General features: G+C 38.7%; 20 protein-coding genes. 4 read left to right on the top strand and 16 right to left on the bottom strand.

What is annotated here, in order from left to right; genetic code table 11:
- Positions 1-2 precede the first annotated feature (2 nt).
- The 6 genes from SAR02S_RS12055 to SAR02S_RS12030 all read right to left on the bottom strand — a co-directional run bounded on the left by SAR02S_RS12055 (position 3) and on the right by SAR02S_RS12030 (position 8,180).
- Positions 3-1,472 carry a hydrogenase 4 subunit F gene (locus SAR02S_RS12055; protein WP_041960081.1) on the bottom strand — a complete coding sequence of 490 codons (1,470 nt, stop codon included), beginning with the start codon at positions 1,470-1,472 and terminating at the stop codon, positions 3-5.
- 1 nt (position 1,473) lies between these two features.
- On the bottom strand, positions 1,474-2,121 hold the full coding sequence (hyfE, locus tag SAR02S_RS12050) for a hydrogenase 4 membrane subunit (protein ID WP_041960079.1): 648 nt from the start codon (positions 2,119-2,121) through the stop codon (positions 1,474-1,476).
- Between the two features lie 2 nt (positions 2,122-2,123).
- A complete protein-coding gene (locus SAR02S_RS12045) occupies positions 2,124-3,050 on the bottom strand; it encodes a respiratory chain complex I subunit 1 family protein (RefSeq protein ID WP_041960077.1) in 927 nt (308 codons plus the stop codon).
- 12 nt (positions 3,051-3,062) lie between these two features.
- Positions 3,063-5,003 (bottom strand): proton-conducting transporter transmembrane domain-containing protein, encoded by a 1,941-nt coding sequence (locus SAR02S_RS12040; RefSeq protein ID WP_041960076.1) that lies wholly within the window; start codon positions 5,001-5,003, stop codon positions 3,063-3,065.
- Positions 5,003-5,653 (bottom strand): 4Fe-4S dicluster domain-containing protein, encoded by a 651-nt coding sequence (locus tag SAR02S_RS12035; RefSeq protein ID WP_041960074.1) that lies wholly within the window; start codon positions 5,651-5,653, stop codon positions 5,003-5,005. The genes SAR02S_RS12040 and SAR02S_RS12035 overlap by 1 nt, the downstream gene beginning before the upstream one ends.
- 349 nt (positions 5,654-6,002) lie before the next feature.
- Complete coding sequence (locus SAR02S_RS12030) at positions 6,003-8,180, bottom strand: bifunctional diguanylate cyclase/phosphodiesterase (protein ID WP_232294055.1); 2,178 nt, start codon at positions 8,178-8,180, stop codon at positions 6,003-6,005.
- Between the two features lie 265 nt (positions 8,181-8,445).
- On the opposite strand from SAR02S_RS12030, the gene SAR02S_RS12025 reads away from it, so the two are divergent.
- The 3 genes from SAR02S_RS12025 to SAR02S_RS12015 are packed head-to-tail and all read left to right on the top strand — an operon-like array spanning position 8,446 to position 11,283.
- Positions 8,446-10,041: an ABC-F family ATP-binding cassette domain-containing protein gene (locus SAR02S_RS12025; protein ID WP_041960070.1), complete on the top strand. Its 1,596-nt coding sequence runs from the start codon at positions 8,446-8,448 to the stop codon at positions 10,039-10,041.
- A complete protein-coding gene (locus SAR02S_RS12020; RefSeq protein WP_041960068.1) occupies positions 10,031-10,369 on the top strand; it encodes a translation initiation factor in 339 nt (112 codons plus the stop codon). Before SAR02S_RS12025 ends, SAR02S_RS12020 begins: the two co-directional genes overlap by 11 nt.
- Positions 10,370-10,371: 2 nt before the next feature.
- A complete protein-coding gene (locus tag SAR02S_RS12015; RefSeq protein WP_041960066.1) occupies positions 10,372-11,283 on the top strand; it encodes an AEC family transporter in 912 nt (303 codons plus the stop codon).
- Here SAR02S_RS12015 and SAR02S_RS12010 read toward each other — a convergent pair.
- From SAR02S_RS12010 to SAR02S_RS11965, 10 genes are all read right to left on the bottom strand, one after another.
- The gene (locus SAR02S_RS12010) at positions 11,278-11,973 is read right to left on the bottom strand and encodes a potassium channel family protein (protein WP_041960064.1); all 696 of its coding nucleotides are present in this window, start codon (positions 11,971-11,973) and stop codon (positions 11,278-11,280) included. The genes SAR02S_RS12015 and SAR02S_RS12010 overlap by 6 nt on opposite strands.
- A complete protein-coding gene (locus SAR02S_RS12005) occupies positions 11,970-13,529 on the bottom strand; it encodes a potassium channel protein (protein ID WP_041960062.1) in 1,560 nt (519 codons plus the stop codon). The genes SAR02S_RS12010 and SAR02S_RS12005 overlap by 4 nt, the downstream gene beginning before the upstream one ends.
- Before the next feature lie 46 nt (positions 13,530-13,575).
- Entirely contained in the window at positions 13,576-13,782 is a 207-nt protein-coding gene (locus tag SAR02S_RS12000) for an Rdx family protein (RefSeq protein WP_041960060.1), read from the bottom strand.
- 60 nt (positions 13,783-13,842) lie between these two features.
- Positions 13,843-15,075 carry an EAL and HDOD domain-containing protein gene (locus SAR02S_RS11995; RefSeq protein ID WP_041960058.1) on the bottom strand — a complete coding sequence of 411 codons (1,233 nt, stop codon included), beginning with the start codon at positions 15,073-15,075 and terminating at the stop codon, positions 13,843-13,845.
- A gap of 76 nt (positions 15,076-15,151) precedes the next feature.
- Positions 15,152-16,468: a M99 family carboxypeptidase catalytic domain-containing protein gene (locus SAR02S_RS11990; RefSeq protein ID WP_041960056.1), complete on the bottom strand. Its 1,317-nt coding sequence runs from the start codon at positions 16,466-16,468 to the stop codon at positions 15,152-15,154.
- A gap of 79 nt (positions 16,469-16,547) precedes the next feature.
- Entirely contained in the window at positions 16,548-16,922 is a 375-nt protein-coding gene (locus SAR02S_RS11985; RefSeq protein ID WP_041960054.1) for an HIT family protein, read from the bottom strand.
- Complete coding sequence (locus tag SAR02S_RS11980) at positions 16,922-17,794, bottom strand: radical SAM/SPASM domain-containing protein (protein WP_041960052.1); 873 nt, start codon at positions 17,792-17,794, stop codon at positions 16,922-16,924. The genes SAR02S_RS11985 and SAR02S_RS11980 overlap by 1 nt, the downstream gene beginning before the upstream one ends.
- 8 nt (positions 17,795-17,802) lie before the next feature.
- Positions 17,803-19,629: a GGDEF domain-containing protein gene (locus tag SAR02S_RS11975; RefSeq protein ID WP_041960050.1), complete on the bottom strand. Its 1,827-nt coding sequence runs from the start codon at positions 19,627-19,629 to the stop codon at positions 17,803-17,805.
- Between the two features lie 19 nt (positions 19,630-19,648).
- Positions 19,649-21,460: a glutamine--fructose-6-phosphate transaminase (isomerizing) gene (gene glmS, locus SAR02S_RS11970; protein WP_041960048.1), complete on the bottom strand. Its 1,812-nt coding sequence runs from the start codon at positions 21,458-21,460 to the stop codon at positions 19,649-19,651.
- A gap of 13 nt (positions 21,461-21,473) precedes the next feature.
- Positions 21,474-23,999 carry a [protein-PII] uridylyltransferase family protein gene (locus tag SAR02S_RS11965; protein WP_041960046.1) on the bottom strand — a complete coding sequence of 842 codons (2,526 nt, stop codon included), beginning with the start codon at positions 23,997-23,999 and terminating at the stop codon, positions 21,474-21,476.
- Between the two features lie 115 nt (positions 24,000-24,114).
- Between SAR02S_RS11965 and trpB the strand changes: the two genes are divergently transcribed.
- Positions 24,115-25,323 carry a tryptophan synthase subunit beta gene (trpB, locus tag SAR02S_RS11960; RefSeq protein ID WP_041960214.1) on the top strand — a complete coding sequence of 403 codons (1,209 nt, stop codon included), beginning with the start codon at positions 24,115-24,117 and terminating at the stop codon, positions 25,321-25,323.
- Positions 25,324-25,339: the final 16 nt, after the last annotated feature.

Here is a 25,339-nt window from a genome sequence, read left to right as displayed (position 1 = left end):
TCCTATTTTTTCATTATAGTTTTAACGCTCTCATCAAGGAGAAACGTGAACGAATCAAACTGCCACACACCAAACGCTACAATTAAGATAGCTAAGGCAATCAGTGGAAAGTTTTCGGTGAATTTCATCTCATCGTTATGAACGACTGTTCCTTCGACTTTGCCAAATGTGGCAAGAAAAAAGTGCGAAAAGTCAGCAATAAAGATGATGGCTAAGGCAACGGCAAAAATACCCATTAAAAGGTACGCTCCATCGATGGCAGCGGCTTTAAAGATTAAAAATTCACTTACAAAAATCGCAAATCCAGGTACACCAACCAATGAACAGATAGAGATGCCAAAAAGGACGGCAGTTAAAGGTGCAATGCGTATCATGCCCCCCATCTTAGTCATATCTTTAGTACCGTAGATTTTGGCGATATTTCCTGTAGAGCAAAAGGCTAATGCTTTGGTAAAAGAGTGTGCGGCACAGTGAAAAAGTGCTGCAAACAGTCCAATGGCTCCACCGACGCCTAGGCCAAAGGCAATGACACCCATGTGCGCAATGGAATGGTATGCAAACATTCGCTTGACATTGTGTTGGCGAATGAGGAAAAAAGAAGATATAAAAAGGGTAAGTGTACCGCTGATGATCATTACCGATTGTACAAAGTCAAAACCAACCCCATTCGCGACGATGGCATAGTAGCGAATAAGCCCTAGCATGGCACATTTAAGCAATACACCTGAAAGTAGGGCAGATGTAGGAGCTGGACCTTCTGCGTGAACATCGGGTAACCATGTATGTGTAGGCGCAAGTCCTGCTTTCGTTCCAAATCCAATCAATGCAAAGATAAAGACAAGTTTTAATGCCATAGGATCTAGACTTGCCGCATTCGCAAGAAGATTGGTATAAAGCATCGCTTCACCCTCGATTTTGCCATTTGCTGCAGAGTAGAGTAGAATAGTTGCGTAGAGTGCAAACGCTAGTCCGATACTACACAAAACGATGTATTTGTAACCACTTTCTGTGGATTTTTTATCATTTTTAACGGCAACAAGAAAAACAGAAGCAAGTGTCGTTGCCTCGATGGCAGCCCACATAAAGGCGATATTATTACACAGTACACTTAAACTCATGGTCCATGTAAAAATGAAACTTAAAGCAAAATAGTTTTTGACTTCTTTTATCGTAATATGCCCATCTTCTAACTCCCACTTCATATACGTAGTAGCATAGATGTTGACAAGTAAACCCGTAATGGCAATAAGTGATAAAAAGATAGCTCCCAATGAATCCAAGAAAATGAAATTATGAAAAAGGGAAAGCTCAGCTCCGTTCACAATTTTACTGACAGCAGAAAGTAAAACTGATGAAACAATCACGCTCAAAAGGATATGTAAACTTTGTAAGAGCTTGAAATGCAGTGGCATCAAAAACATGACCACGCCAAAAACAAAAGGTATGATTAGTATTAATAGTAAAATATCCATTTTAGCCCCTTAAATTAACCGCTTTAGATGTATCAAGACTTCCATATGAGGCGTAAAATCGTTTCGCCAAAATACTCATAATAATCACAGCAAAAATCGCATCTGTCAAAATACCGACTTCAACAAGTTCATGAGAGGTATACGCCATAAGCGCTAGGCTTAAATGTATACCATTTTCAAACAGACAGTACGAGAGAATCTGTTTTAGAAATGAGGTTCTCAAAATAAAGCCAAAAATTCCCATCATAAAGATAAAAGAAGCAGCAAAAAGCGGCAACACATCTTTGAAAATTGAGAAATGAATAAAAACTTTATAAAACATCATCGCAACAGCAAGTGAAAAACTTAGAGCAACAACGGGTGATATGAAAAATCCACCCACTGGCTCATCTTCAACAACTACACCCAATTTATTGACAAGTCTAAGTAAATAAAGAGGCACAAAGACTACTTTAATGATAAATGCTGTGATGGACCATACAAGTAATTCGTGTGAACCGTATTTAAAATATAAGGCCAAGAAGATCGCGACCAATAAAAGCGTTTGCAAGGCATACGCTATTATGCTATGACGGTATTGTCTTAAACTAAATACCGCAAAACTTGTTCCCATCATTAAAACCGTAAAGATATCAATAATATTTGCCATAGTTAAATTCCCATAATATAGAGTGCTAATGAGGTACATGAAATCGCAAGCGCAAAGAGCATGGTTCTTTTCATCCCTTTGTTGATGGTAAACCTTGGTCCAAAGTTATCAATAAAAACGCCCATAACATAAAGAAAGCCTATCTCTGCCAAGAAAATGATTAGCGATAAAATTGGATTATCGACAAGACCCGCCCATGGCATAAAAATGACAAGGAAGAACCCTAATACCGTCATTTGTTTAAGTAAGATTGCTATGTCAATGATGGCAAAATCTTTACCACAAAACTCTCCCAAGACACCTTCTTGTAACTCTTGTTCCGCTTCAGCCAAGTCATATGGTTTTCTACCTGTTTCGACATACATTACCCACAAAAATGCTGTAGAAGCAATGGAGAATGAGGGAATAGCATAACCATAATCGCCATCTTGTACCAAAGCGGTGATAAAAGGTAAATTACTACTTCCTGTTCCCATCATCACAACGATGAGACAAATCACAGCAACTTCTTCCGTATAGAAACCGATGGTTCCCTCTCTACTAGCGCTTACCCCCGCAAAAGGGTTGGCAGTATCAAAACCAGCAACAATAAAAATAAACCGAAAAAGAGCACCAAAATAGAGTAAAACAAATATGTCAGAAAATTGTGACAAAGCAACAGAATCCGTGCTATATGTAATTGGTAAAGCACAAAACATCACCGCAGCGCTCACAAAGAGCAAGTACGGAGAGATTTGATAGATATAACTTGTACTGTATGATTTAGTTCTTCCTCTTTTTAACAATTTATAAATGTCATAATAGGTCTGAAAAATGCTCGGTCCTATTCTTGACTGAAATTTGGCTCTTAGCTTTCTTGAAATTCCATCAAAAAGAGGAGCAACTAATATCGCTGAAACAAGTTGTAATAATAGATAAAAAAAGTCCATTTCTTCTCCTTTTTATAGAAAGTAATACCCAATAATGAGTACCAAGCAAAGATAAATTAAGATATAGCCCGCATAAAGATTGGTTCTTCCGTTTTGAAAGATACCAATCTTATCCGCAATAACCATGACAGAATGAATAATGGGTGCATAAAGCTTATCCCAAAAGAGATCGTGTGTTTTATGTTTGTAGACTGCTTTTGAAAAGTATCCATCAATCTTGATCTCTTGTTCGTGTTTCAAAATAAAACTAAGAGCATTTCTAATGTCACCTGTAAAGGAGTTTGAACCGATTTGCATACTTTTGTTGTAAAGAAAACCACATGCCCATGGCTCGGTAACTCTTACCTCTTTATTGTTTGCTTTTAAAAGGTAAAGAAAGACAAAAGGAAGGATGGCGCAAAGAAACATAACCATAATGATGATAGGCATGGAGATCAATCTATCTGCGCTCACGCTTGTTTGCGGTATCAATGTTAGAACAATCTTTGAGAGCATATCGACTATATTATTCATAAAAATGCCTATTCCGACACAGAGACTTGCCAATAAACCTAATGGTAAGAGTTGTATAAAAGAGACTTCTTTGGCTTCTTCTACACTTTTGGTATCACGTGCTATCCCTAAAAATATTGAACCATATACTTTTGAAAATGCCATGATAGCCATAGCCCCGGTAATTGAAAGGGCAATGATTGCAAGTGAAAAGAAAAAGCGTGATGCAGCACCTTCTTCAATACCGCCCATAACCATTGTTTTATAGATCACCCATTCGCTAGCAAAGCCATTGAGTGGAGGTAATGCACAGATGGAGAGTGCTGTAACAAAAAAGATGATGGATGTGATAGGCATTTTTTTATGCAATCCACCAAGGGCGTCCATATTGCGTGTTTTTGTTGCAGTGAAGACATTGCCACTTAACATGAAAAGTAGTGATTTGAAAACGGCATGGTTTAAAATATGAAAGAAGGCAGCAATAAAGCCCAGTAATGCGATCATAGGTGAATTGGTTCCAATCCCGTAAAAAGCACCACCCAATCCTAAAAAGATAATGCCTACGTTTTCACATGAGCTATAAGCGATGGATGCTTTGTAGTCGTTGGAAACGAGTGAATAAATAATTCCAAATATACAGCTGAGTGCTCCAACAAAGAGTAATATATAACCAAATTGAACTAACTGTGGCAAAAGGAGTGCAAATTTTATAAAAGCGAAAAGTGCTACTTTGATCATAACCCCACTCATAAGCGCCGAAGCGTTTGAAGGGGATTGACAATAGGCTAGAGGCAACCAGACATGGAAAGGAAACATACCAGCTTTAGAGCCAAACCCTATGAGCAGTAGGACAAAGAGGGTAAGGCTCATACCAAATCCCATGTTGAGTTCATCAAACGCGCTAAACTCAAAACCACCTGCAATACTTGCCATAATTAAAAGAGCGACCATCAAACAAAATGCTCCAATTTGGGCAATTCCCAAATAAATCATAACGTTTCTTCCAGCACCTTCACCATCATTGACCAAAATGAGAAATGCGGAGATAAGTGTCATAATTTCCCATAAAAGCATAAAAGAAAAGACATTATCACTTGCGATGACTAAGAGCATGGAGAGAATAAAAGCATTAAATAGCGAAGCAAAAACTGCTAAATTGGCTTTTTTTTCATAAAACATTGCATAATCAAAGCTAAAAAGTGAAACTGCAAAAGCAATTAAACTAACTAAAAAGCTAAAAAACATTCCTAGTGAGTCAAGCCTAAAAAGAGGTGAACTGATAAAATTTCCAGGTAATCTCCACACTAACGTATTTTCAAGGTTAGAAAAGAAAAATATCGCTGCATAAAGTGAAATGAGACTTGCTAAGCCAAAGCCTATCTTTTGAGCAAGGATCGGTTTTTTATACAGCAGAAGGGAAAGAAGTGACGTTAAAAAAAAGAGAGTGAATATGGTTTGCATTATGCTTCCTCTTTGTTGGATTCTAGAGTCTCAGCGGAGGCGGGTTTAGGTTCTTTGGGTTTTTTAATTTCAGGAGCGGGGATGTTGGCAAATGTAACATTAGGCACGATAGCTTGTAAAAAAGGCGTCATGTCCCCTTTGACTTTTTTACCAAATTTACATTCACCTAGAACGGGGTCAACCATCACTAATGCACCTGTTGGACAAACGCCAACACACGCAGGACCACTTTCTATACCATCGCACATATCGCATTTAATGGCAATGCTTTTAAGCCCACTGATACAACCCGCTTCTAAATGTCGTTCTACTTCATCTAAAATGGAAGGGGGAAATTCAGCATCAATGTTTATTGCCCCATAAGGACAAGCAATTGTACAGAGTTTACAGCCAATACAGATCTCTTCACATAGCTCAACACATGCATTGGCGATACGAAGGGCACCCGTTGGGCAGACATTGGCACAAGGCGCATCATCACATTGACGACACTGGTTGGGCATTTTACCACTCTCTAATGTAAGCACATCAAGTCTTTTTTTGGAGAGTTTCCCCCTCATGTAGGCGTGTTTAATGCATGTTTTCATACAGGCATTACAAGCAATACAGAGGTCTGGATTTGTAATAACGAATTTATGAGCTTTAGGCATAGACTGTCCTCTATGGGTTATTTAGCTTAATTAATAAATTTAGTATAGCAATTTAATAACTATATCATTGCTATCTGACTTAGATATGATATTTACTCTTTTCGTGCAAGGAATTATATATTAACTTTATAGCATGAAAATAGCTTAATATTAAAATTTATATTTTATTTAAAATAACTTTTCCTCATCGTACAAATACACCTTATTTTAATGATGCTCTTTTTCTTCTAAAAGTTTTATTTTATTAAGAAGTATTGTTTTTTTCAATGTCTCTATGTAAAGTATTTTTAAATATAAGTGTGTCACAGTAGATTTAGGCGTTGAGTTTGTTAAGCATTTCTAGATGTATTTAGGGAAGTGTTTTTTCTTTTAGAAAAGTAAAAAGCGCTTCTTTCGAGAGTGGTTTTGAAAAATAGAAGCCTTGGAAACGATCACACCCAAAAGTAGTTAAAATCTCTTTTTGTTCTTTGGTTTCAACGCCTTCTGCAAGAATATGCATTCCAAAGTTTTTTCCAATCGCAATGATGTTTTGTACCATTTTAGCAGAAGCTGCATCTTCAAAAATTTCGTCAACAAAACTTTTATCAATTTTGAGTTCATCAATAGGGAGCTTACGCAACATACTCAAAGAAGAGTATCCTGTGCCAAAATCATCCATTGAGATTTGAATGCCCATTTCCCTGATCTGTTCTAAGAGCGGCAAGATGTAGTGAATATCTTCAATAAAAAGATTTTCGGTGACTTCGAGTGTAATGGAGAGACGATGCATTTGCGTGTTTTCAATAATGCTTAAAAGATGTTCTAAAAAACCAGGATCCATAAATTGACGCACAGAGATATTAATAGAGACTTGAAAAGCATGTTCTAGGCTGAGATGAAGTTCCCGCATCTCGCTACAGGTCGTCTCAATGATAAATCGTCCGATTTTTGGCATAAGCCCAGACGCTTCAGCTAAAGGTATAAAATGATTGGGTGGAACATATCCAAGCGTTGGGCTATTCCATCTTACAAGTGCTTCAACACCATGAACACAACCGTTGATGTCAATTTGGGGTTGATACGCCATGGAGAGCTCATTCTGATTAATGGCTTTGCGAAGTTCTTGTTCGATTTTGACATTTTTTAAAAAGCCCTCTTGCATTGAACTTGCAAAAATATGGGCACTATTTTTGATTTTTTTAGACTCATAAAGGGCAATATCTGAAGCACGAAGTAACATATCAAGACTTTCTCCATGATCAGGATAAATTGAAATACCAATACTTGCTCCAATGTTGAAGTGCAGTTCATGGACATTATAAGGGCGAGAGAGCGCATCGATAAGGCGTGAAGCAAATAAGAGCAGTTCTTTACGCTCATGCAAACGTGTTATGAGCACAAATTCATCTCCACCATAGCGAATAATCAACGAATCAGGCGGTGACATAACACGCAGACGTTTGGTGATTTCCACTAAAACATAATCACCAAATTGATGACCAAAACTATCATTAATATTTTTAAAATGATCCATGTCAACATAAAAAAGGCTAAATGTAGGGGCGTTTTTGTAAGCCCAGTTAAAAATATTTTGATGCAAATAACTGCGATTTGGAAGTCCTGTCAGTTGGTCATGGGTCGCTTGTACAATAAGGTCATTTCGACGTTTTTCTTCCGCGTTTGCAATTAAGCGAAAAAGAAAGAAGAAGAGTGCGCCTGAGCCAATAAAAGCGGCAAAGTAAAACATAAGGCTTTGAAAGAAATCTTTAATAACCGTATCAAGATAAGTGTGAACAATGATCCAAAGTTTATAGGTTTTATTGTACTTAAGAGATGCAAGGTATCGTACACCATCATTATGTTGATACCCAAAAGAAACCAGTGGTTCATCACGCCTTAGTTCTTGTGGCGTAAGCCCATAATTATCAAAAATGATAGTGTAAACACGTTCCATCACCTCTTTTGGAAATGGCGACTGATAAGCCTTTTCATAATTATCTTTACCTAGAGAGTTGTACTGTTGGTATAGATCGTAATCACGAATGACTGAGACAACAAGGTTTTGACGATGGTGAATCGTACTCATCAGTGTATCAAAGGTACTGGTAAGTCGAAGCAGGGTTGTCATTACAAAAAGTGGATTCCCTTGTTCATCGCGTATGGTCTTACGAATAGGCATACCCCATTTTTGCAAAGGTTTTGAAAAGTAGGTACGTCCAAAAACCATGCCATTTTTGGAGAGAGCTTCTATAAAAGAATTGCGGCTTTCAGGCTGCTGCATAAGATTTGTGACTTGCTTGGGATCTTTGTGTGAACTTGCAAATATAAAATCACCCTCTGGATTTGTAACGCCAAAGGCTACAACATCTGGGTTTTGCAATAAAGATTGTGAGTGTTTTTCGATACTTTGTGTCTCATAAATATAGTGTCGATCTTCAAGAATGGAAGCGCCTAAAATATCCATTAAACGTTCTTGTGTATCAAACAAAGAGTGGGTAGCGTTCGCCATAATTTCAACGATATTTTCTTGAGATACTTGGTATTTCAAGTAAGTACTTTGCCATTTAAGGTATGAAGCTGTAAGAAATAAAGCTGTAGCACATAAAGTTAAAACATAGAAAATAAGCCAAATGTTTTTCTTTAAACTTGCCACAGAATGTCCTTCTAAAAAGGTTTGAGCTTCTTTAATTGTAACATCTTTTTAAGAAAAGAATATCATAAAATGTTACAACAGTTTTACATCACTACGATGGTGTAAATTTTGAAACAAGCAATATAGTGCTATAATTCGCGAAAAACAAAGAGAGAACCTAATGGTCGAAGTGAACAACTTAACGATGCGTTTTGCGCATCAGCTTTTATTTGAAAATATTAGTCTAAAACTAGACAAAGGTAAACGTTATGGACTTATCGGTGCGAATGGTGCAGGTAAGACAACTTTTTTGAAAATTTTGTCAAAACAAATTGATGCAACCAGTGGCAATATTTCAATTGAAAATGGGTTACGTGTAGGTGTTTTAAATCAAAATCAGTATGCGTTTGAAGATTTTACGCTTAAAGATGCTGTAATGTATGGAAATAAGCGCTTGTTTGATGCGATCAAAGAGAAAGAGCACTTGTACGCAACGGGTGATTTTTCAGATGATAAAGTTAATGATCGTTTAGCGGAACTTGAGATCATCTGTGCAGAAGAAGACCCGACGTATGAAGTGGAAGTCAATATTGAGAAAATTTTGGGTTCACTTGGGTTTGCTGTTTCTGAACAAGAGACCTTGATGAGTGAACTTACGGGTGGGGATAAGTTTAAAATTTTGCTTGCACAAGTGCTTTACCCAAAACCAGATGTTTTATTTCTCGATGAACCTACCAACAACTTAGACCTTGAAGCGATCTCTTGGTTAGAAGCACAACTCATTCGTCATGAAGGAACCATGGTAGTTATCTCTCACGATAGACACTTTCTAAACTCTGTTGTTACCAACATTCTTGATGTTGATTTTAAGAAAATTCGTGAATTTACGGGCAACTATGACGAGTGGTATTTAGCTGCTAATTTGATTGCCAAACAGCAAGAGACAGACAGAGATAAAAAGCTTAAAGAAAAAGATGAACTAGAAGCCTTCGTAAGACGCTTTTCAGCCAATGCCTCTAAAGCTAAACAAGCAACTTCACGTCAAAAACGTTTAGAAAAACTAGACATTGAAGAGATCCAAACTTCTTCTCGTCGTGATCCAAGCATTGTTTTTCGTATGGGCCGTGATATTGGTAATGAAGTTTTAGAAGTTGAAGGTATTGAAAAAAGTTATGGAGACCAAAAAGTACTTCATAACATCAGTTTTAAAGTTGAAAAAGGCGAAAAAATAGCACTCATTGGACACAATGGCGTGGGTAAAACGACACTGTGCAACATTCTCATGGAACAACTCTCTTCTGATACAGGAAGTGTTAAATGGGGTGCAACGATCACTTCAAGCTATTTTCCTCAAAATGCTACCGATATGATTACCGGTGATTTTCAACTGTTTGAGTGGTTACAACAGTACGATGAGAAAAAAGATTTGGACGAAATTAGAAAGTGTTTAGGTCGTATGCTCTTCTCTGGTGAAGAGCAAAAAAAGAGTGTGAAACAACTGAGTGGTGGTGAAAAACACCGGATGATGCTCTCTAAAATGATGCTTCAACGAGGTAACTTTTTAGTGTTAGATGAGCCAGATAACCATCTTGATCTTGAAGCGATTATAGCGCTTGGTGAGGGACTCTTTAAATTCCCTGGTAATGTTATCTGTGTTACCCACGATAGAGAGCTTATTGATGCATTTGCAACGCGTATTATTGAATTACACCCTGATGGGTCAGTGATTGACTTTAAAGGTGATTACGAAGCCTTTAGAGAGACGTATGGCAGATAATAAAGCGCTTTTTTCTATCGGCTCTGCACTCGATCGCGAAGAGGGGTGGTCTTTTGAGGAAGAGAAATCTTCTTCAAAGCCCACGGAGATTAAACTCCCCTCTAAGCATTTTTTGGTTTTAAAGATGGAAAAACGTCAAGGTAAGCCGGTCTCAATCGTAGGTCCTTTTTTTCTTGAAAAAGAAGCCCTTACAAAACTCTGCTCTTTGGTAAAAAAGAAGCTTGGCAGTGGCGGTACATGTAAAGAAGAGTGGATGGAGTTTCAAGGGGAATGTCGTGAGAAACTCAAAAGTATTTTAATGGCTGAGGAATTTCGATTTAAGGGATAAGCATGAGCTATGTACTGAATGCGCTTTTACCAATTTGTTTGATTATTTTTGCAGGCTATGCATTTAAACATGCAAAATTTCCCTCTATTGATTTCTGGCCAAAGATGGACAAGTTTACCTACTATGTTTTGATGCCCTGCCTTTTAGTGTATGAGTTGGCGGTTGCTAAAATTGATCTTACCCATACGGTGAATCTTGTTTTCACATCTCTCAGTGGCATTTTCGCTATTTTGATGATTCTCATTCTTCTTAATATGATTCTTCATTTTCAAAACAGGGCATTTACCTCTATCGTTCAAGGTGGAATCCGTTTTAATACCTATGTCTTCTTAGCGCTTGTAAATGCGGTTTATGGAGACAAGGGCTTAGTATTAGCTGCAATTGTTATCGCGTTTGCCATTCCCTTCATCAACATCTTATGCATTTCAGTTTTTGCTATTTTTTTAAGAGAGGGTAACTTTGCTTTGATCTCTTTTTTAAAAACCATCATCAAAAACCCTCTTATTGGTGCCTGTGCTATTGGCGGGCTTATCAATGTCAGTGGTATCCCGATACCTGTATTTCTCTTAAAAAGTGTCTCTATTATTAGTCATGCCGCACTTCCTATGGGATTGTTATCCGTAGGTGTTGGATTGGAGCTAAAGTATTTGAGAGATGCCAAAAAAGAGTTGGTGGTTTCAACAGTAGCAAAACTTATTATTTTCCCACTGATTGCGTATGGGTTATCGCTTTTATTTGGGCTTGAGGGTATGAGCTTAAGCATTGCTGTTATCTTTGCTTCAATGCCTACGGCTACTTCTTCGCATATACTTGCTAGGGAACTTGGAGGCGACGTTTCTTTGATGGCATCAATTACGACGCTTGAAACCTTAGCGTGTGTTGGAACGCTCTTTTTGATCGTTCCTCTTTTATAGACTAAAATCCATTTTAAAGCGTTCAATCTCAGCACTTTTCCCAATGACAACTAAAATATCGCCATGATCTAACTTATGGTTGTGCCCTTCAGTAATGAAGACAAACTCTTTTTTGAGCTCTTTATCGTGCAAGCCAATCAGAAGCATATTGTAACGCTCTGTGGGGTAACACTCATTGAGCAGTAACCCATTAAGAGGCGAATGGGATGTAATTGTGATCTGCTCCATATTGATGTCTTCTTCACCAAAAATGGTTGCGTCAATGACTTGCATGATCTCAGGCTGCGTGATGAGCTTGTAAATTCTTTTACCACAAATTTGATAGGGATCCAATACGGTACTTGCACCCGCAATTTCAAGTTTATGAATAGCATCTTTCGTGTGGGTCGTAGAGACGATTTGCACTTTTGGATCTAAGGAACGAATGGAGAGGGTTAAAAAGACGTTGTGAACATCTTCTTCAAAAAGTGTAAAGACGAACTTGACATCTTCGCCAATACCAAGTCCTATGAGTATTTCATCATCACTGTAATCTGTAATGCGTAAATCAAATCCAAGTTTTTTTGCTCTAGGCATTAAACTGGCATCGTTATCAATACAGGTAAACTCAAACCCTTGCGCTTGAAGTCTTGCTCCAATCTCAATGGCAGATCGGCTAAAGCCAAAAAGAAGAATTTTGCTTTCCTTCATCGGGCACTCCCTTTGTCATTAAGTTTACGAAGAACGTTAATATGATGTTTACGCCCCATAATAATAAGCATATCGTGGCTTTGAAGTTCAAAATCAGGCGTTGGATTGAATTGAAATGGCAAGAGATTGTCTTTGCATAAAACACCAAAGAGAATTAACCGTTTCTCTTTTAATCCCAGTGCTTCAACTGTTTGATTGACAAAGCATGAGTGCTCATGAATCGTTACAATATCAAAAATAACACCCGTATTTTCAGTAAGCATCTCATCAAGAGCTGCATACGAGATAGGTTGTGAAATATACTGAGCTCCCATAAGACCTATTGTTTCATCAGCACTAAACGCGTAATTGGCTCCGGCTAAAAAGTATTTCTTTTTATGGGTATTTTTAATCACACGTGCAATAATAATAATTTGTTTACTGAGACTTCGAGCAGTCAGTGTTATAAAGACATTCAGCTCATCACTGTTTGTGGCACAAATAATCTGTGATGCACGTTTTCCAACACCTATCTCACCTAAAATACGACTCTTAGAGGCATCGGCAACAATACCAATGAGTCCTCGCTGCTGCGCGAGCTTGATTTTTTCTGCATCATTGTCGATGATAACCAATTTATACCCATCTTCATGTAACATCTTAGCAACTACCTCGCCGACGCGTCCGTAGCCACAGATCACGATGTAATCTTCCAGTTTGTCCACTTCTGCAAAGAGACGACTCTCTTTCAGTTCGATGAGTTTATTTTGAAATGAAGAGACGATGATGGAGGTCAAAAATGCAAGGGTTGAAACACCTAGTATGATGAGAATCATAGAGACCACCATACCTTCTGTCGTTACAGGCACGATATCACCGTAACCTACGGTTCCCATCGTTACAATCGCCCAATAGACAGCATCAAAAAGAGTGTTGATCTTAGGATTTTGGTTTGTTTCAAAGATATAAATGGCCGAGCTTCCTGTAAAAATAACGAAGCTGGCAAAAATAGCTAAGGTAAAAAGCTCAAACTTTTTTTCTGTAATGATCGCTGTAAAAGTCTTCATACTTCTCGCATAACGAAAAAGCTTGAAAATCCTAAAAAGCAAGAAGATACGTAAAAAGCGAAGTGGGCGGTAACTTGGTAAAATGGCTAAAAGATCGATAATGGCGAGTGGAGAGATAACATACTCAACTTTTTTCTTAACGATAGCAAGGAGTGCTCGCATTAATGAAAAGGGAAGATTGTTGTTAATGGCATATTCGTAACGGTCTAAGAAAATTTTATGACTATCGGAGTGGATCCAAAAGCGCAAAAGGTATTCAATGACAAAAATAATCAAAGAAAATTGTACAAAGGTATCTAAATGTGGGTGACCATCGGGATTTTTAACTTCATAAAGTAGGAAGAACACACTTATAACGACGAGTATGACCATAAAAATATCGAAATAAAATTTTAGCCTAGAGTGTTGATGCTCCAGAAGTGTTCTGCAAAACTCTTTTGCGCGATGGTAGCTAGACGAAGCGTCTAAAAAATAGGCAAATCGAACAAACAGGGATGTTATATAGCCCACATTAAACCTTTGTAGAAAAGTGTTGACAAGCCTTTACATGTAAAGACTAATAGCCTGCCTTTTGCAGCAGTGTAACGATTTCTCCCGCTTCTGGAAAACGTTCTATCGGGGTACCAATTTTTTCAGTTTTTGAAAAAATCGTAGTCTGATCGACAACAATATCAAAAAAACCACCCGTTTTTGGGCTGAGTGATACATTTGCATTTGGATAGACACTTAAAATCTCATCTTTCACACGGAAAGCTCTTGGCATGTATCCTCAACGAGTGCAATAATAAATAATAACGTTCATCAAAAACTCCTCTTTAAAATTTTAATGTTGTTCTGTCTCTTCTACAAAAATGGTTGCTTTGGTGCAAGCATCAAAGAGCTGTTTGGTACTAAAGCAAGGGTAGTTTTCCAATGCTTTGATGGTTGCCTCTGTATTACAAGAATGGTTCATTTCTGTTGCAATATTGAGTAGTTCTCCTAAAAAGCCTTCACGAAAGAGCAGGGCAGTTTTGATCTCATCATCCAGTTGGGCATTATTTAAAAATTCAAGCATGGGGATGTTCAGATAGGCATCAATTAAGGAGAGACTTCCTGTTAAAAAAGCTTTGTTGGCAAGTTCTGGTTTATTGCATGCAAGGGCTAATTCTTCCATGACTTTAGCACGAAATTTTGCATTGTTGAAAATCTCAGCACCAAAAGGACGGTTTTGCGGTGTACCGTAGAGAAAAAGCCCAAGCCATGAAATAATTTTCTGTGGACCTAAAAGGGCTACCATTTGTTTGATTGAGGTAATCTTTTGTTGAAAATGGTATGCTCCTGAGTTTACGTGGCGCAGAAGGTTATAGACAAGATCTGGACAGGTTGCAAACTTGTGAGAGATATGTTCTACATCGCTATTTTCTTGAATACAGTTGATGAGCCTAAGTGCATTGAGGGTATTGGGTTCTATTTTTTTACCACTTAAAATAATGGGTTTTTCAAAAAAGTAACCTTGAAAAAAGAGAAAATCAAGTTGTGAGCATGCTTCATGTTCTTCCATCGTCTCTATTTTTTCAGCTAAAAGAGGAATAGTGTATTTTTTAAGTTTATCAATGGAGGCTTTGAGATTAGGTATTCCAATAGCTTGAATGTCCACTTTGATCATCTCAATATACGGGAAGAGCGGTTCATAATGTTCGATCATAAGATCGCTACAATCAAAATCGTCTAGAGTGAAATGGTAGCCCAATGAGTGTAGGTGTTTGACGCGCTCATACAGTGCGAGTGATACTTTGGTGTGTTCTAAAATCTCAAAACCAAAATGCTCTTTAGGAAGCAGTAAAATGACATCACTAAAAAGCATTGTTTCATCAACATTGATATACCCCATCTTATGACCGAGGATAGATGCAAGTCCAATATTGTGGATAAGATTGACAATGACACGTGTGGTTGCTTTGGCACTGTCTTGAAACGTAGCCATGTTGTTAACGTCACATGAGCGGTAAAGGAGCTCATACCCAAAACATACGCCGTCTTTGTCAAAAATTGGTTGTCTACCCACATAGGTACTCACAAGGCGCTCCTTTGTTTTCATAAAGTCATGTATCTATACGACACAAAAGCTTGATTCTTAGAGTTTGCCACATAGGCTATTTTTTATTTTTTTTCTCATCTTCAAATTTAATATTGACCATACCGCAAAACTTTTTATCTTTGTAATAGTGTACCATGTATGTCGTTTCATCTTTATCAATTGCATAGCTTTTGATGAAATCTTTTGGCTCCACTTTGATGCCACCTTCACTCACGACACCCTGTTTTGAAAATCCAATAATATTGATGCGGTAGCCGTTGATAGGATCGATTTGGAAACTGCTTTTAGCATTGATTAACGAGCCAATTTTAGCGGTTGTTTTCTTTCCATCAATGATTAAGCTAACATCATTGAGTGAGTGTTCAAATTCGATAAAATCAGGCTTCAATGTAGAAACCAACGTATTTCCATTCATGATTTTGTATTCATCTTTATCTTTAATGACAGCAACTAATGGATTATTACTGCTATAGACTAATTTATCTTTGCTCATGGGGAAGAATTTGATATAGGTTTTAAGCGTTGCAAGGTCCATCGTAATTTTGGTAGGAGGAATCTCTAACATGCCATCGTCTTGAAGAAGTTTCTTGATGTTCTCTTCTGTGAGTTCAAATGAGCGTGAATATTTGATGTTCATCACATTCATAAATTTTTCGATGGTTTTGAGTTGATAAAAGACTTTTTGTGAAAGATTCGTAATGTTTTTACTGGTTTCAATCGCAAAAGCAGGCTTGTTATTGGTAATAGAAAAGTAGGTAAGACTTTGTTGCATTGCTTTATCTTGGGCCTTAGTATTCGTATTTTTGACGTTAAATTCGTGGACATCTTCGATGAGCTCTACGTTCGTCTCTTGATTAACTTTTTTAGCGATCTCCCCTAGATTGCCATACTTGGCATTAGGGATTTGTTGTTGATCAATGATGGTTGCTTGTCCCCATGCTTTTGGGTTAAAGTTTTTATCGATTTGGTGTTCACGGTAGAAACCTTGACCATCATGCAAATTTAAAGTGAGATCAACTTTAGGGGTTAAAATGAGTTTTTTGATCTCGGTTACGATATCAAAATCTTTATCTTTCGTCTCAATTTTGGCAAATTTACGATTCATATCACCGTTTATGCCACGAGAATTTTTGACAATACTGTCAAAGTTGAGATTTGGAACAATCCAAAGATTACCGCTTTCGATTTTGTAGTGGCGCGCTAGAAGCATCGGTGCAAAGTAGCCTCCAGGTTCATCACCATGAATTCCTCCAACAATTAAGAGCGTACTTCCCTCTTTGCCGCTCTCTTTTTTGATGAGAGAGTAGTGTAAATTAGCGCTAAACGCATACGTTGAGAGTAAAAAACAGAAACCTAGGAACACTTTTTTCATTCGTTATCTTTAATGGTTATTTTTTTTAAATTTTTCCAAAGATATTAGCAAAAGGGAGATTAAAATTCGCCCAAAAGCGTTATACCGTGGCTAACTTACCTTGTAAAACGGTAACAAAATTCTCAAAACGAGGAAGCTCTAAGTGTGATTCACGCTGTTTCACGCCCCACATGGACTCAGGAAAGTGTGAATCTTCCTCAAATCGCGCCATAATATGGATGTGAACATGAGGGACATAGTTACCAAACATTGCGATGTTAATCTTTTTAGGATTGTAGTATCCACGCATTGTCTCTTCAACAATAAGCATTGCTTTTAAGATCGCTTCTTGTGTCGTTTTATCACAATCACTCAGCTCTTTATAGGGTTTTTGGGTAAAGATTTTAACCCAAGGGATCAGGGCATTTTCTTTTTCAATATAAAAGTACTCATTTTCATAGAGTTTTTCTGACATTATTTCTCCTTAAAACGGTGTTTGTAGGTGCATTTTTGGCATAAACTTTCAACGGCTTGATGGTGCTTAAATCCTTCAACAATCGCTTTGGCTCGTGATGAATTAAGAATATCATAGAGGGAGTTTACATGTAAATTGCCTAGTTCCATGACGCCATCTTTATCAAGGCAGCAAGGCACAACTTTGCCATTGCTAAGAATCCCAAAATGAGAACTAAGTCCTTGACAAGTACCCTCACTGTGATGGGGTGACTGAAGGCTGGGCCACTCAAAATAGTTATCGAAATGAAGCAGTATCTTTTCGCTCAAGCGGATAGACTTTGGTCTGTTTTGATAAACCGTATTTACATGTAAAGGTATGTTAAATTCTTTTTCAAGTAAAGCAAAAAGCATTTCATTAAACATTTTTTCACTCTCTTTTGCATCCATGTTCCAAATGCGAAGATTGATAAAAATCTCTTTTTGAACTCTGTTTTTCAGTCGGCAAAGTTGCAAAATAGGTTCCATATACGCCTCAAAAGAGAGTGGCATGCTGTTTTTATTGTAGCTATTGAGTGAAATATTAATCTGCTTGATGGCAGGATGCATGAGTGTGTGAAGATCGTGCTTGTTTAAGTAGTAACCACTGGTTGTAAGCATCACTTTAAATTGTTTGTGTGCTGTTATATCCAAGTACGCTTGAAGGTTTGAAAGTGTTAACGCGTCGCCACCCATGTGGTAAGCGATCTCTTTAGTGTAAGGCGCTAATTCATCCAAAACATGTTCAAAAAAAGGAAGTGACATCGTTTGTGTAGCAAGAATCTTAGGTGGACAAAAACTGCATGCGAGCCCACAGATATTGGTGAGCTCAACATAGACGCGGTAAAATTTCATAATGGCCTTTAAAAGTCGTTTTTGAGTTCTGACTCAACCATAGATGCATTAAAGCGTTTGATACAGTTGCGACCACTATCTTTAGCAGTATACAGTGCAATATCTGCAAACTTAATGCACTTCCAGAGTGAATCTGAATCTTTCGGGAAGATGGATGCACCCACACTGAGCGTTTTGTAAAAGGTCGAGCCATTGCTGGATTGAATAGCTGATTTTTCAAAAGCAATGCGTATTTTTTCCGCGATATTGGTAACCATCTCTTCTTCGCATTCATACAACAGTACCAAAAATTCTTCACCACCAAAACGGAATGCAGTATCAGCATCTCGAATATTTTCTTTCAATACATGTGCGAGTACTTTGATTGCGCGATCGCCCACATCATGCCCATACGTGTCATTGACCATTTTGAAAAAGTCAATGTCAATCATTAAAATGCCATAGACAATGCCATTTCGTTTCGCTTGGGAGAGTGCTTTTTCGATGTACTCATCTAAATATTTACGGTTGTAAAGTCCCGTAAGTGCATCGGTTGTTGAAGAGACTTTTAAAATCTCAGTTAAGTTTTTACTTACCAGCTCTGGACGCGCGGCATCGATGTAATTTTGAATTTTAGGCAGTTGCTCTTTTGTATGTTCGAGATCTTCTGCTGATTGTGTCCAAATGCTCAGGAGTAACTCAAAATCACTGCTTATGAGATACGGAATACAGAGATGATGGGCGCAGTTTGTACATGATTCGCAGATATTTTTAAACTGATCAGAATAGACGGCTTGTTTGGTTCGAAGTGCTCTGCACGTTGGATCAACGATGCGTTTTTGTGCGGATGCATCAAAAACAATGGTTGGGCTGATAGCCTCTTTGCCTGATTCAATCAATACAAAATCTTTAAGTCCTAAATCGTGTTGTAAAATAGAGCCAATACGTCTGTAAACTTGCTCTTTGTCTTCGTCAAATTCAATGGTACGTTTGAATTGATAAATATCGGAGAGTTCATGCACGATGGCTTGTGCATCAAGGAGCAGGTCGGGTTGGTGATTGGGAGAAAGAGCTAAAAACTTTTTAACGGTTACTTCAATGTCGTTGAGGGTGTTTTCAAGTTTTTCTAAAAGTGAGTTAATCCAAAACATAACATTGTGACACTCTTTATCCGTGCCACTAAAGCGTACGCGCCTACTGTAATCACCCTCTTGTGCTTTGTTCATGACAAACGTAATAGAGTTAAACAACTCCATCAATGGATGCATTGAACGGTTTATGATGATGAAGACAAACAGCATGATAAAAATAGAGAGAAGCAAAATACCAAGCGATGTCAAAATACCATTTGTTCGTACTTCGCTTATATCAAAAACAATGCTGATGGCTCCAAGCACTTCTCCTTCTTTTGCTTGGTGGCACTGCATACAGTTAGGTGTTCCGTGTTCTTTAGCAACATAAGGTGTTGTAATACGAAGTTTTGCAGTGTGGGAACTCTCTTCATTGTTTTTGTGAACGACACCTGTTTTAAGCGTTACTTCATCAATGGCATCGCGTGCGATCTCGTTATTGAACCCTTTACCAAACTGTTTGATGACCGACTCACTGCGTACAACCCAAAGCGCTTGAACCCCTTTGGCAGTGCTGATCTTGTTAAGGAAAAATTCACGTTGTTCCATTGTCCCACTGAGCATGTGTGCAGAGAGACCATCTTGAACCAAATCAGCGATGATTTGCGCCTTCTCTTCGGCATTTTTGATCCCAAGATTGCGGATCGAAAGAGCGGAAATAATCATAAGAATCATAAAAGAGATAAAAATTGTTCCTACAATGACCAAAGAGAGCTTTTTTTGCATCGCACGTCCTTACATGTAATTATTCTACAGTCACACTTTTCGCTAAATTTCGTGGCATATCAACATCATTTCCAAGGCGAATTGAAATCTCTAAAGCAAGTAGTTGGGTAATGAGCATCATCTCAAAAAATTCACCCATCATATGGTTTTGTGAGGTTGTTTTAATAAAATCATCGGCTAATTCAAACGGTTCTGGACTGATGATGAGCAGTGTAGAATCTCTAGCGCCTAGCTCTTCGACGTTGCTTTTCATCTTATCATACAAAAGATTTTTTGGCATTAACGCAATGGTGAAAAGTTCGCTATCCGCAAGCGCAATAGGTCCATGTTTCATCTCTCCAGCGGGATAGCCTTCGGCATGAAGATAGCTGATCTCTTTGAGCTTCAATGCTCCTTCAAGGGCTAGTGGATAGAAAATGTCGCGACCGATGAAGAAGAAGCCATGCCCATGCAGGTAACGTTTGGAGAGACGGCGAATTTTTTCATGAATAGTTTCATTCACTTTTAAAACAAGCGGTATATGAAGAAGTGCTGCAATTTCACTTTGTAAGGTTGCTACGTTAATGCTTCCTTTTTGCTCACCAATGAAGAGTGTTAAAAGCCAAAGGGTAATGACTTGTGTTGCAAAAGCTTTCGTGCTCGCGACGCCTTTTTCGATGCCAGCACGTGTTAGGATAGTCATATCGGCTGTTCTCACGATGGAAGAGTTATCCACATTACAGATGGCGAGCGTTTGCATACCACTCTGTTTTGCCATTTTAAGGGCTTCGAGGGTATCGGCAGTTTCACCGCTTTGAGAGATAACAATAAACAGTGTTTTAGTATCTAACAATGGCTCTTTGTAGCGAAATTCACTGGCAATTTCAACGTTACAACGAATTTTTGCCAAGCGTTCAAACATATAACATGCACTGAGTGCTGCATGGTAACTTGTACCACACGCGCAGATTTTTATGGCATCAATATTTTTAAGATCAAGCGTGGAGAGTTCATCTAAGACAACGGAATTGCCTTTGATGCGTCCCATTAATGTCTCGCCTACGACAAGAGATTGCTCGTAAATCTCTTTTTCCATAAAGTAGCGGTAGCCATCTTTTTGAGCAGAGAGTTTATCTTGGGTGAGTGGTTTAAAATCAAGATGTTGTGGTACAAAATTTTTAAGAAGGGTAATCTCTTGATTTTTTGCCCAACCGTATTCTCCGTCCTCTAGGTAAACGACTTCTTTGACAAGTCCAATAAGGGGTGCATCTGAGGAGCTAAAAAAGACTTCGCCATCACTGCTTTTTCCAAGTAGGAGCGGTACGGCATTTTTAGCAAAGAAAATCACATCGGGTTCTTTTTTCGTGATGAGCAAAATGGCATATGCACCATGCAATGATGTAATGGTCTTCTCAAATGCTTTAAAGCAATCACCGAGTTCTCGTACATTTTTTTCAAAAAGATGAACCGCAACTTCGGTATCGGTTTGGCTCAAGAACTTCACACCATCTTTTAAGAGTTCATCTTTGATCTCTTTATAATTTTCAATGATACCGTTATGGATAATGTAGGAAAATTCGCCCCAGTGTGGGTGCGCATTAGCTTCGGTTGGCTTACCGTGCGTTGCCCATCTGGTGTGTCCGATGCCTACACCAAAGCCAGAAGAGTTAAAGTTTTCTACTTTATGGTCTAAGTTGGAGAGTTTTCCTGTAGCTTTAAAAGCGGTAATGTCACCATCTTTGAGCACAGCAATACCTGCTGAATCATACCCTCTATACTCAAGCTCTTTTAGTCCACTGATCAAAAAATTTCGTTTTTCTTTTGTTCCAATATAGCCAACAATTCCACACATATACGTTACCTTTTTAGTAAAAATAATCTAAAATATCTTCTCCATTGTTACATAAACCGACTGTCTTTTCGATTAAAAGAAGGTTCCTCGTTCGGTTCTTAATGGTCTGAATCTTCGCCATTGCAATGTCTATGCCATGTTCATCAAACACACTCATAAAGTACGCCATAAGACCGTGTTGGTTCTTGGTGTTGACGTGCATAAGCGCATACGACTTGGAGTGTTCACAGTTGATGTCAAGCTCCCCTTTAAGAATGATCGGTTTTTTTAGGGTTACTTTTTTGCTCATATCAAACGAGTTGTCGATAAGCTCGCGAATGAGTTCAATATCATTCTCTGTGACTTTTTCATTGAAGTCAATTTGGAAATATTTTTTGCCATCAAAAAGCTTGTAAATATCCATCTGTACAAGATCAAGATACGAAAGTTTTCCTAAAAGATAGCCAATGTTAAAACTCTTACCGCGAATAACAGTGATGCTTAGATGCGAGTCATTGGTGATTTTGTAGCTGTAGTGATCTTCTTTTGTTGCTTCTGCCTCTTTGACAATTTGGACAATCGCATTTGGTTTTTGCTTCAAGAAAAAGAAGTTGGATTGAACAGAAAGTGTTTTTTTCTGAAGCGCTTTGGAGAGTTCTAAAAACTCAGGACTCTTTTTAAGACTGTTCTCTTTGCGCAGACGTTTGGTTGTCTCATCAATCAGCTCTTCTTTGTCGAACATCTCAAGACTATAGTTGTAAAACTCACGCAGTAGTTTGGCGATAAAGCCTGTGTAGATGTTGTCATTGACCGCGTTGGTGTCGGCATAGGTGAGGATGTAGAGCATTTTTAAAATCTGTGGGCTTTGAAGCTTTGAAATAAACGCCAATACGACCTTTTCGTCGTAAATATCTTCACGGTTTGCCGTGTTACTCATGAGTGTATGGTATTTAATCAGCACGATGCCTGTCTCAATGGCTTGTTCGGAAAACTGTAATTTCATAGCATATGCTCTAAAGATTTTTGCGCCAAGTTCACTGTGGTCACCCTTGCGACCTTTACCGATGTCGTGGATAAATGCGACCAATTTCATCAATGCTCTACCTTCAGGACAGAGGTCATCAAAAAGGGATTTTATAAAGGGTTCTTTGATGTTTTCAAGATGGTACAGTGTATGCAATGAGTGAATGTCCACGGGTAATTTGTGGTATCCATCAAATTGGGCAAGGTTGAGAATTTGACGAAATGGCTTCACGAGTTGTTGCAACAAAGAGGCTTCGTACAAAAGGCTAAACAGCGTGTAGAGATTTGCTTGGAAAAGTAGGGCACGAAATTGTTTATAGATTTTTTTTGAGTTATGGGATGTGAAGTGAGCGTTTTTGATGTAACTCACGTAGCTGATGTCAAAACTAAGACTAGGGTCGTCAAACTGCTGGAGTTGCTCTAGCACCATACTCAGACTTGGGCTTGGTTTTTTAAGTGAGGCAAAAACACAGCTGTCAGCGACATACAGCCCTTTTTCAACGCGTCCCTTTTTAAGCGCGCTCAAACGCGTTGGATGAGTGAGTATGGAGGCGGTAAGTTTACGCATAAAGATTTTACATGTAACGTCAATCGTGTGCATGGAAGCCATGGTTCGAGAGGCGAGTTGCATCTGTGCATTTTTAAGAATTTTGTTTTGAAAACCCAGTTTTTGAGCCACATCGGGAATAAACTCTAAGTTCAGTATGTCTTGTTTTTTCTTTGCACTGAGGTGCAGTGCTGAGCGCACTCGAAATAAAAACTCTAAAGAGCTTCTAAATTCTCTATACTCCTCTTCATCGATGATCTCAGGGACGCGATCACGAATGCGCATACTTCCAAAGAGAATTTTACAGATCCATGAGAGGGTATTGGCATCCCTAAGCCCTCCAACACCTTCTTTGATGTTGGGCTCCATACTCATCGGATGCTTTGCACGTCTTTCTTCATTGGCTGCAACAATTTGGGCAATGACCTCTTTTTTTTGCCATTTTTGGATTTTGAGAATTTCACGCTCCGTCTCCATCCACAACAGTTTGGAACCGCATAAAAAACGAGACTCTAACATCGCTGTTTTGATGGTCAGGTCTTGATTGCTGGCATCCACAAGTTCTTCGAGTTTGTGCGTGCGGTGTCCTAACTTCATTCCTGCATCCCATGCAAGGTAAAGCATAGACTGAATGAGCGGTTCGATGTTGTATCCCGGTACTGCTTTGTAAACGACCATGAGGTCAATGTCAGAGTAAACGCAGAGCTCTTCTCTTCCGTAACTTCCCATGCCCACGAGTACGACAGGAATGGAGTTGACAAACGGCATATAGTTACCGAAGTATTTGCGCAAGGTATATTTGTAAATGAGGATGATAAATTGGTCAATTTTTTTGGCGTGTTTAACGAGAAAATCTTTGCCTTGATTTTCGACAAATATTTCATTGAGTGAGCCAAGATAGTTTTTGATATGCTCTTTAATTAGCTTTGATATTTCAAAATCATCGGCATTTTTGTCAATAAGGTCTTCAATAATTTCTTCGATTTCCATTATTTTTCCTAGTTTCCTGTTTCTGTAAGTTATAATACTAAAAAAGTGCTTGGTTGTAACCAAAACGTGTGATGAAGTTGTGACCAAAGAGCTTTACATGTAAAGGAAAAAGATGATGCAAAAACCGTATTTAAAAGCTTTCCCTGACGCGAATGGTTATTTTGGAAAATTTGGTGGAGCTTTTTTACCACCTGAACTTGTAGAGCAGTTTAAAAAGATTGAAGAGGCGTACTTGACCATTGGCAATTCGCACAATTTTATTCGTGAACTTCGCGATATTCGCAAACATTATCAAGGTCGCCCGACACCTGTGTATTATGCAAAACGATTGAGCGAGTTTGTTGGAGGTGCTCGCATTTATCTTAAACGTGAAGACTTAAACCACACGGGTGCGCACAAACTGAACCACTGCATGGGTGAAGCGCTTTTGGCAAAATACTTAGGCAAGAAAAAGCTCATCGCCGAAACAGGAGCAGGGCAACATGGTGTGGCACTTGCTACGGCGGCGGCGTACTTTGGGTTAGAGTGTGAGATTCACATGGGTGAAGTGGACATCGCCAAAGAGCATCCCAATGTGGTTCGTATGCGCGTACTGGGTGCTAAAGTTGTGCCTGTAAGCTTTGGGGCAAGAACGCTGAAAGAAGCGGTGGACTCTGCTTTTGTGGCGTACTTACAAGACCCTGAAAACAGCATCTACTGTATCGGTTCTGTCGTTGGACCGCATCCGTTTCCGATGATGGTGCGTGACTTTCAAAGTGTTGTAGGCATTGAAGCTAGAGAGCAGTTTTTAGAGATGACGGGAAATCTTCCTGACAATTTGGTTGCTTGTGTCGGTGGTGGAAGTAACGCTATGGGGCTTTTCTCGGCATTTATAGATGATCCGTGTGAGATGTATGGGGTAGAACCGGGCGGAAAGGGTACAAAGCTCGGTGAACATGCTGCGAGTTTAACGTATGGTAGTGAGGGTATACTGCATGGTTTTAACTCCATCATGCTTAAAGATGACAAAGGCGAGCCAGCGGCAGTCCATTCGGTTGCCAGTGGCTTAGACTATCCCTCCGTTGGACCAGAACATGCGTATCTAAATTCCATTGCTCGAACCAAAGTTGGCATTGCTAATGATGCGGAAACCATTCAAGCGTTTTACGATCTTTCGCATTATGAGGGTATCATCCCAGCCTTAGAGAGTGCGCATGCAGTCGCCTTTGCGATGAAATTAGCGAAAGAAAAACCGTATGAGTCTATCTTGGTCAATCTCAGTGGACGAGGCGATAAAGACATTGATTTTGTGGTAGCAAATTATAAGCCTGAGGATTATCTCTAAACCAACGATCCAAGGC

The sequence above is a fragment of the Sulfurospirillum arsenophilum NBRC 109478 genome (assembly GCF_000813345.1).
Lineage (GTDB): Bacteria > Campylobacterota > Campylobacteria > Campylobacterales > Sulfurospirillaceae > Sulfurospirillum > Sulfurospirillum arsenophilum.
The sequence above is the reverse complement of the archived record's forward strand: the minus strand, read 5'-3'. Positions and strand labels throughout refer to the sequence as shown.

Excerpts from the sequence above, each read along its gene's own strand:
- SAR02S_RS11985 (WP_041960054.1), bottom strand. The coding sequence starts at position 16,922 with ATGTCAGAAAAACTCTATGAAAATGAGTACTTTTATATTGAAAAAGAA.
- SAR02S_RS12045 (WP_041960077.1), bottom strand. The coding sequence starts at position 3,050 with ATGGACTTTTTTTATCTATTATTACAACTTGTTTCAGCGATATTAGTT.
- SAR02S_RS12015 (WP_041960066.1), top strand. The coding sequence starts at position 10,372 with ATGAGCTATGTACTGAATGCGCTTTTACCAATTTGTTTGATTATTTTT.
- SAR02S_RS12055 (WP_041960081.1), bottom strand. The coding sequence starts at position 1,472 with ATGGATATTTTACTATTAATACTAATCATACCTTTTGTTTTTGGCGTG.
- glmS (WP_041960048.1), bottom strand. The coding sequence starts at position 21,460 with ATGTGTGGAATTGTTGGCTATATTGGAACAAAAGAAAAACGAAATTTT.
- SAR02S_RS12035 (WP_041960074.1), bottom strand. The coding sequence starts at position 5,653 with ATGCCTAAAGCTCATAAATTCGTTATTACAAATCCAGACCTCTGTATT.
- SAR02S_RS12040 (WP_041960076.1), bottom strand. The coding sequence starts at position 5,003 with ATGCAAACCATATTCACTCTCTTTTTTTTAACGTCACTTCTTTCCCTT.
- SAR02S_RS11980 (WP_041960052.1), bottom strand. The coding sequence starts at position 17,794 with ATGAAATTTTACCGCGTCTATGTTGAGCTCACCAATATCTGTGGGCTC.
- SAR02S_RS12010 (WP_041960064.1), bottom strand. The coding sequence starts at position 11,973 with ATGAAGGAAAGCAAAATTCTTCTTTTTGGCTTTAGCCGATCTGCCATT.
- SAR02S_RS12025 (WP_041960070.1), top strand. The coding sequence starts at position 8,446 with ATGGTCGAAGTGAACAACTTAACGATGCGTTTTGCGCATCAGCTTTTA.
- hyfE (WP_041960079.1), bottom strand. The coding sequence starts at position 2,121 with ATGGCAAATATTATTGATATCTTTACGGTTTTAATGATGGGAACAAGT.
- SAR02S_RS12000 (WP_041960060.1), bottom strand. The coding sequence starts at position 13,782 with ATGCCAAGAGCTTTCCGTGTGAAAGATGAGATTTTAAGTGTCTATCCA.
- SAR02S_RS11975 (WP_041960050.1), bottom strand. The coding sequence starts at position 19,629 with ATGCAAAAAAAGCTCTCTTTGGTCATTGTAGGAACAATTTTTATCTCT.
- trpB (WP_041960214.1), top strand. The coding sequence starts at position 24,115 with ATGCAAAAACCGTATTTAAAAGCTTTCCCTGACGCGAATGGTTATTTT.
- SAR02S_RS11965 (WP_041960046.1), bottom strand. The coding sequence starts at position 23,999 with ATGGAAATCGAAGAAATTATTGAAGACCTTATTGACAAAAATGCCGAT.
- SAR02S_RS12020 (WP_041960068.1), top strand. The coding sequence starts at position 10,031 with ATGGCAGATAATAAAGCGCTTTTTTCTATCGGCTCTGCACTCGATCGC.
- SAR02S_RS11990 (WP_041960056.1), bottom strand. The coding sequence starts at position 16,468 with ATGAAAAAAGTGTTCCTAGGTTTCTGTTTTTTACTCTCAACGTATGCG.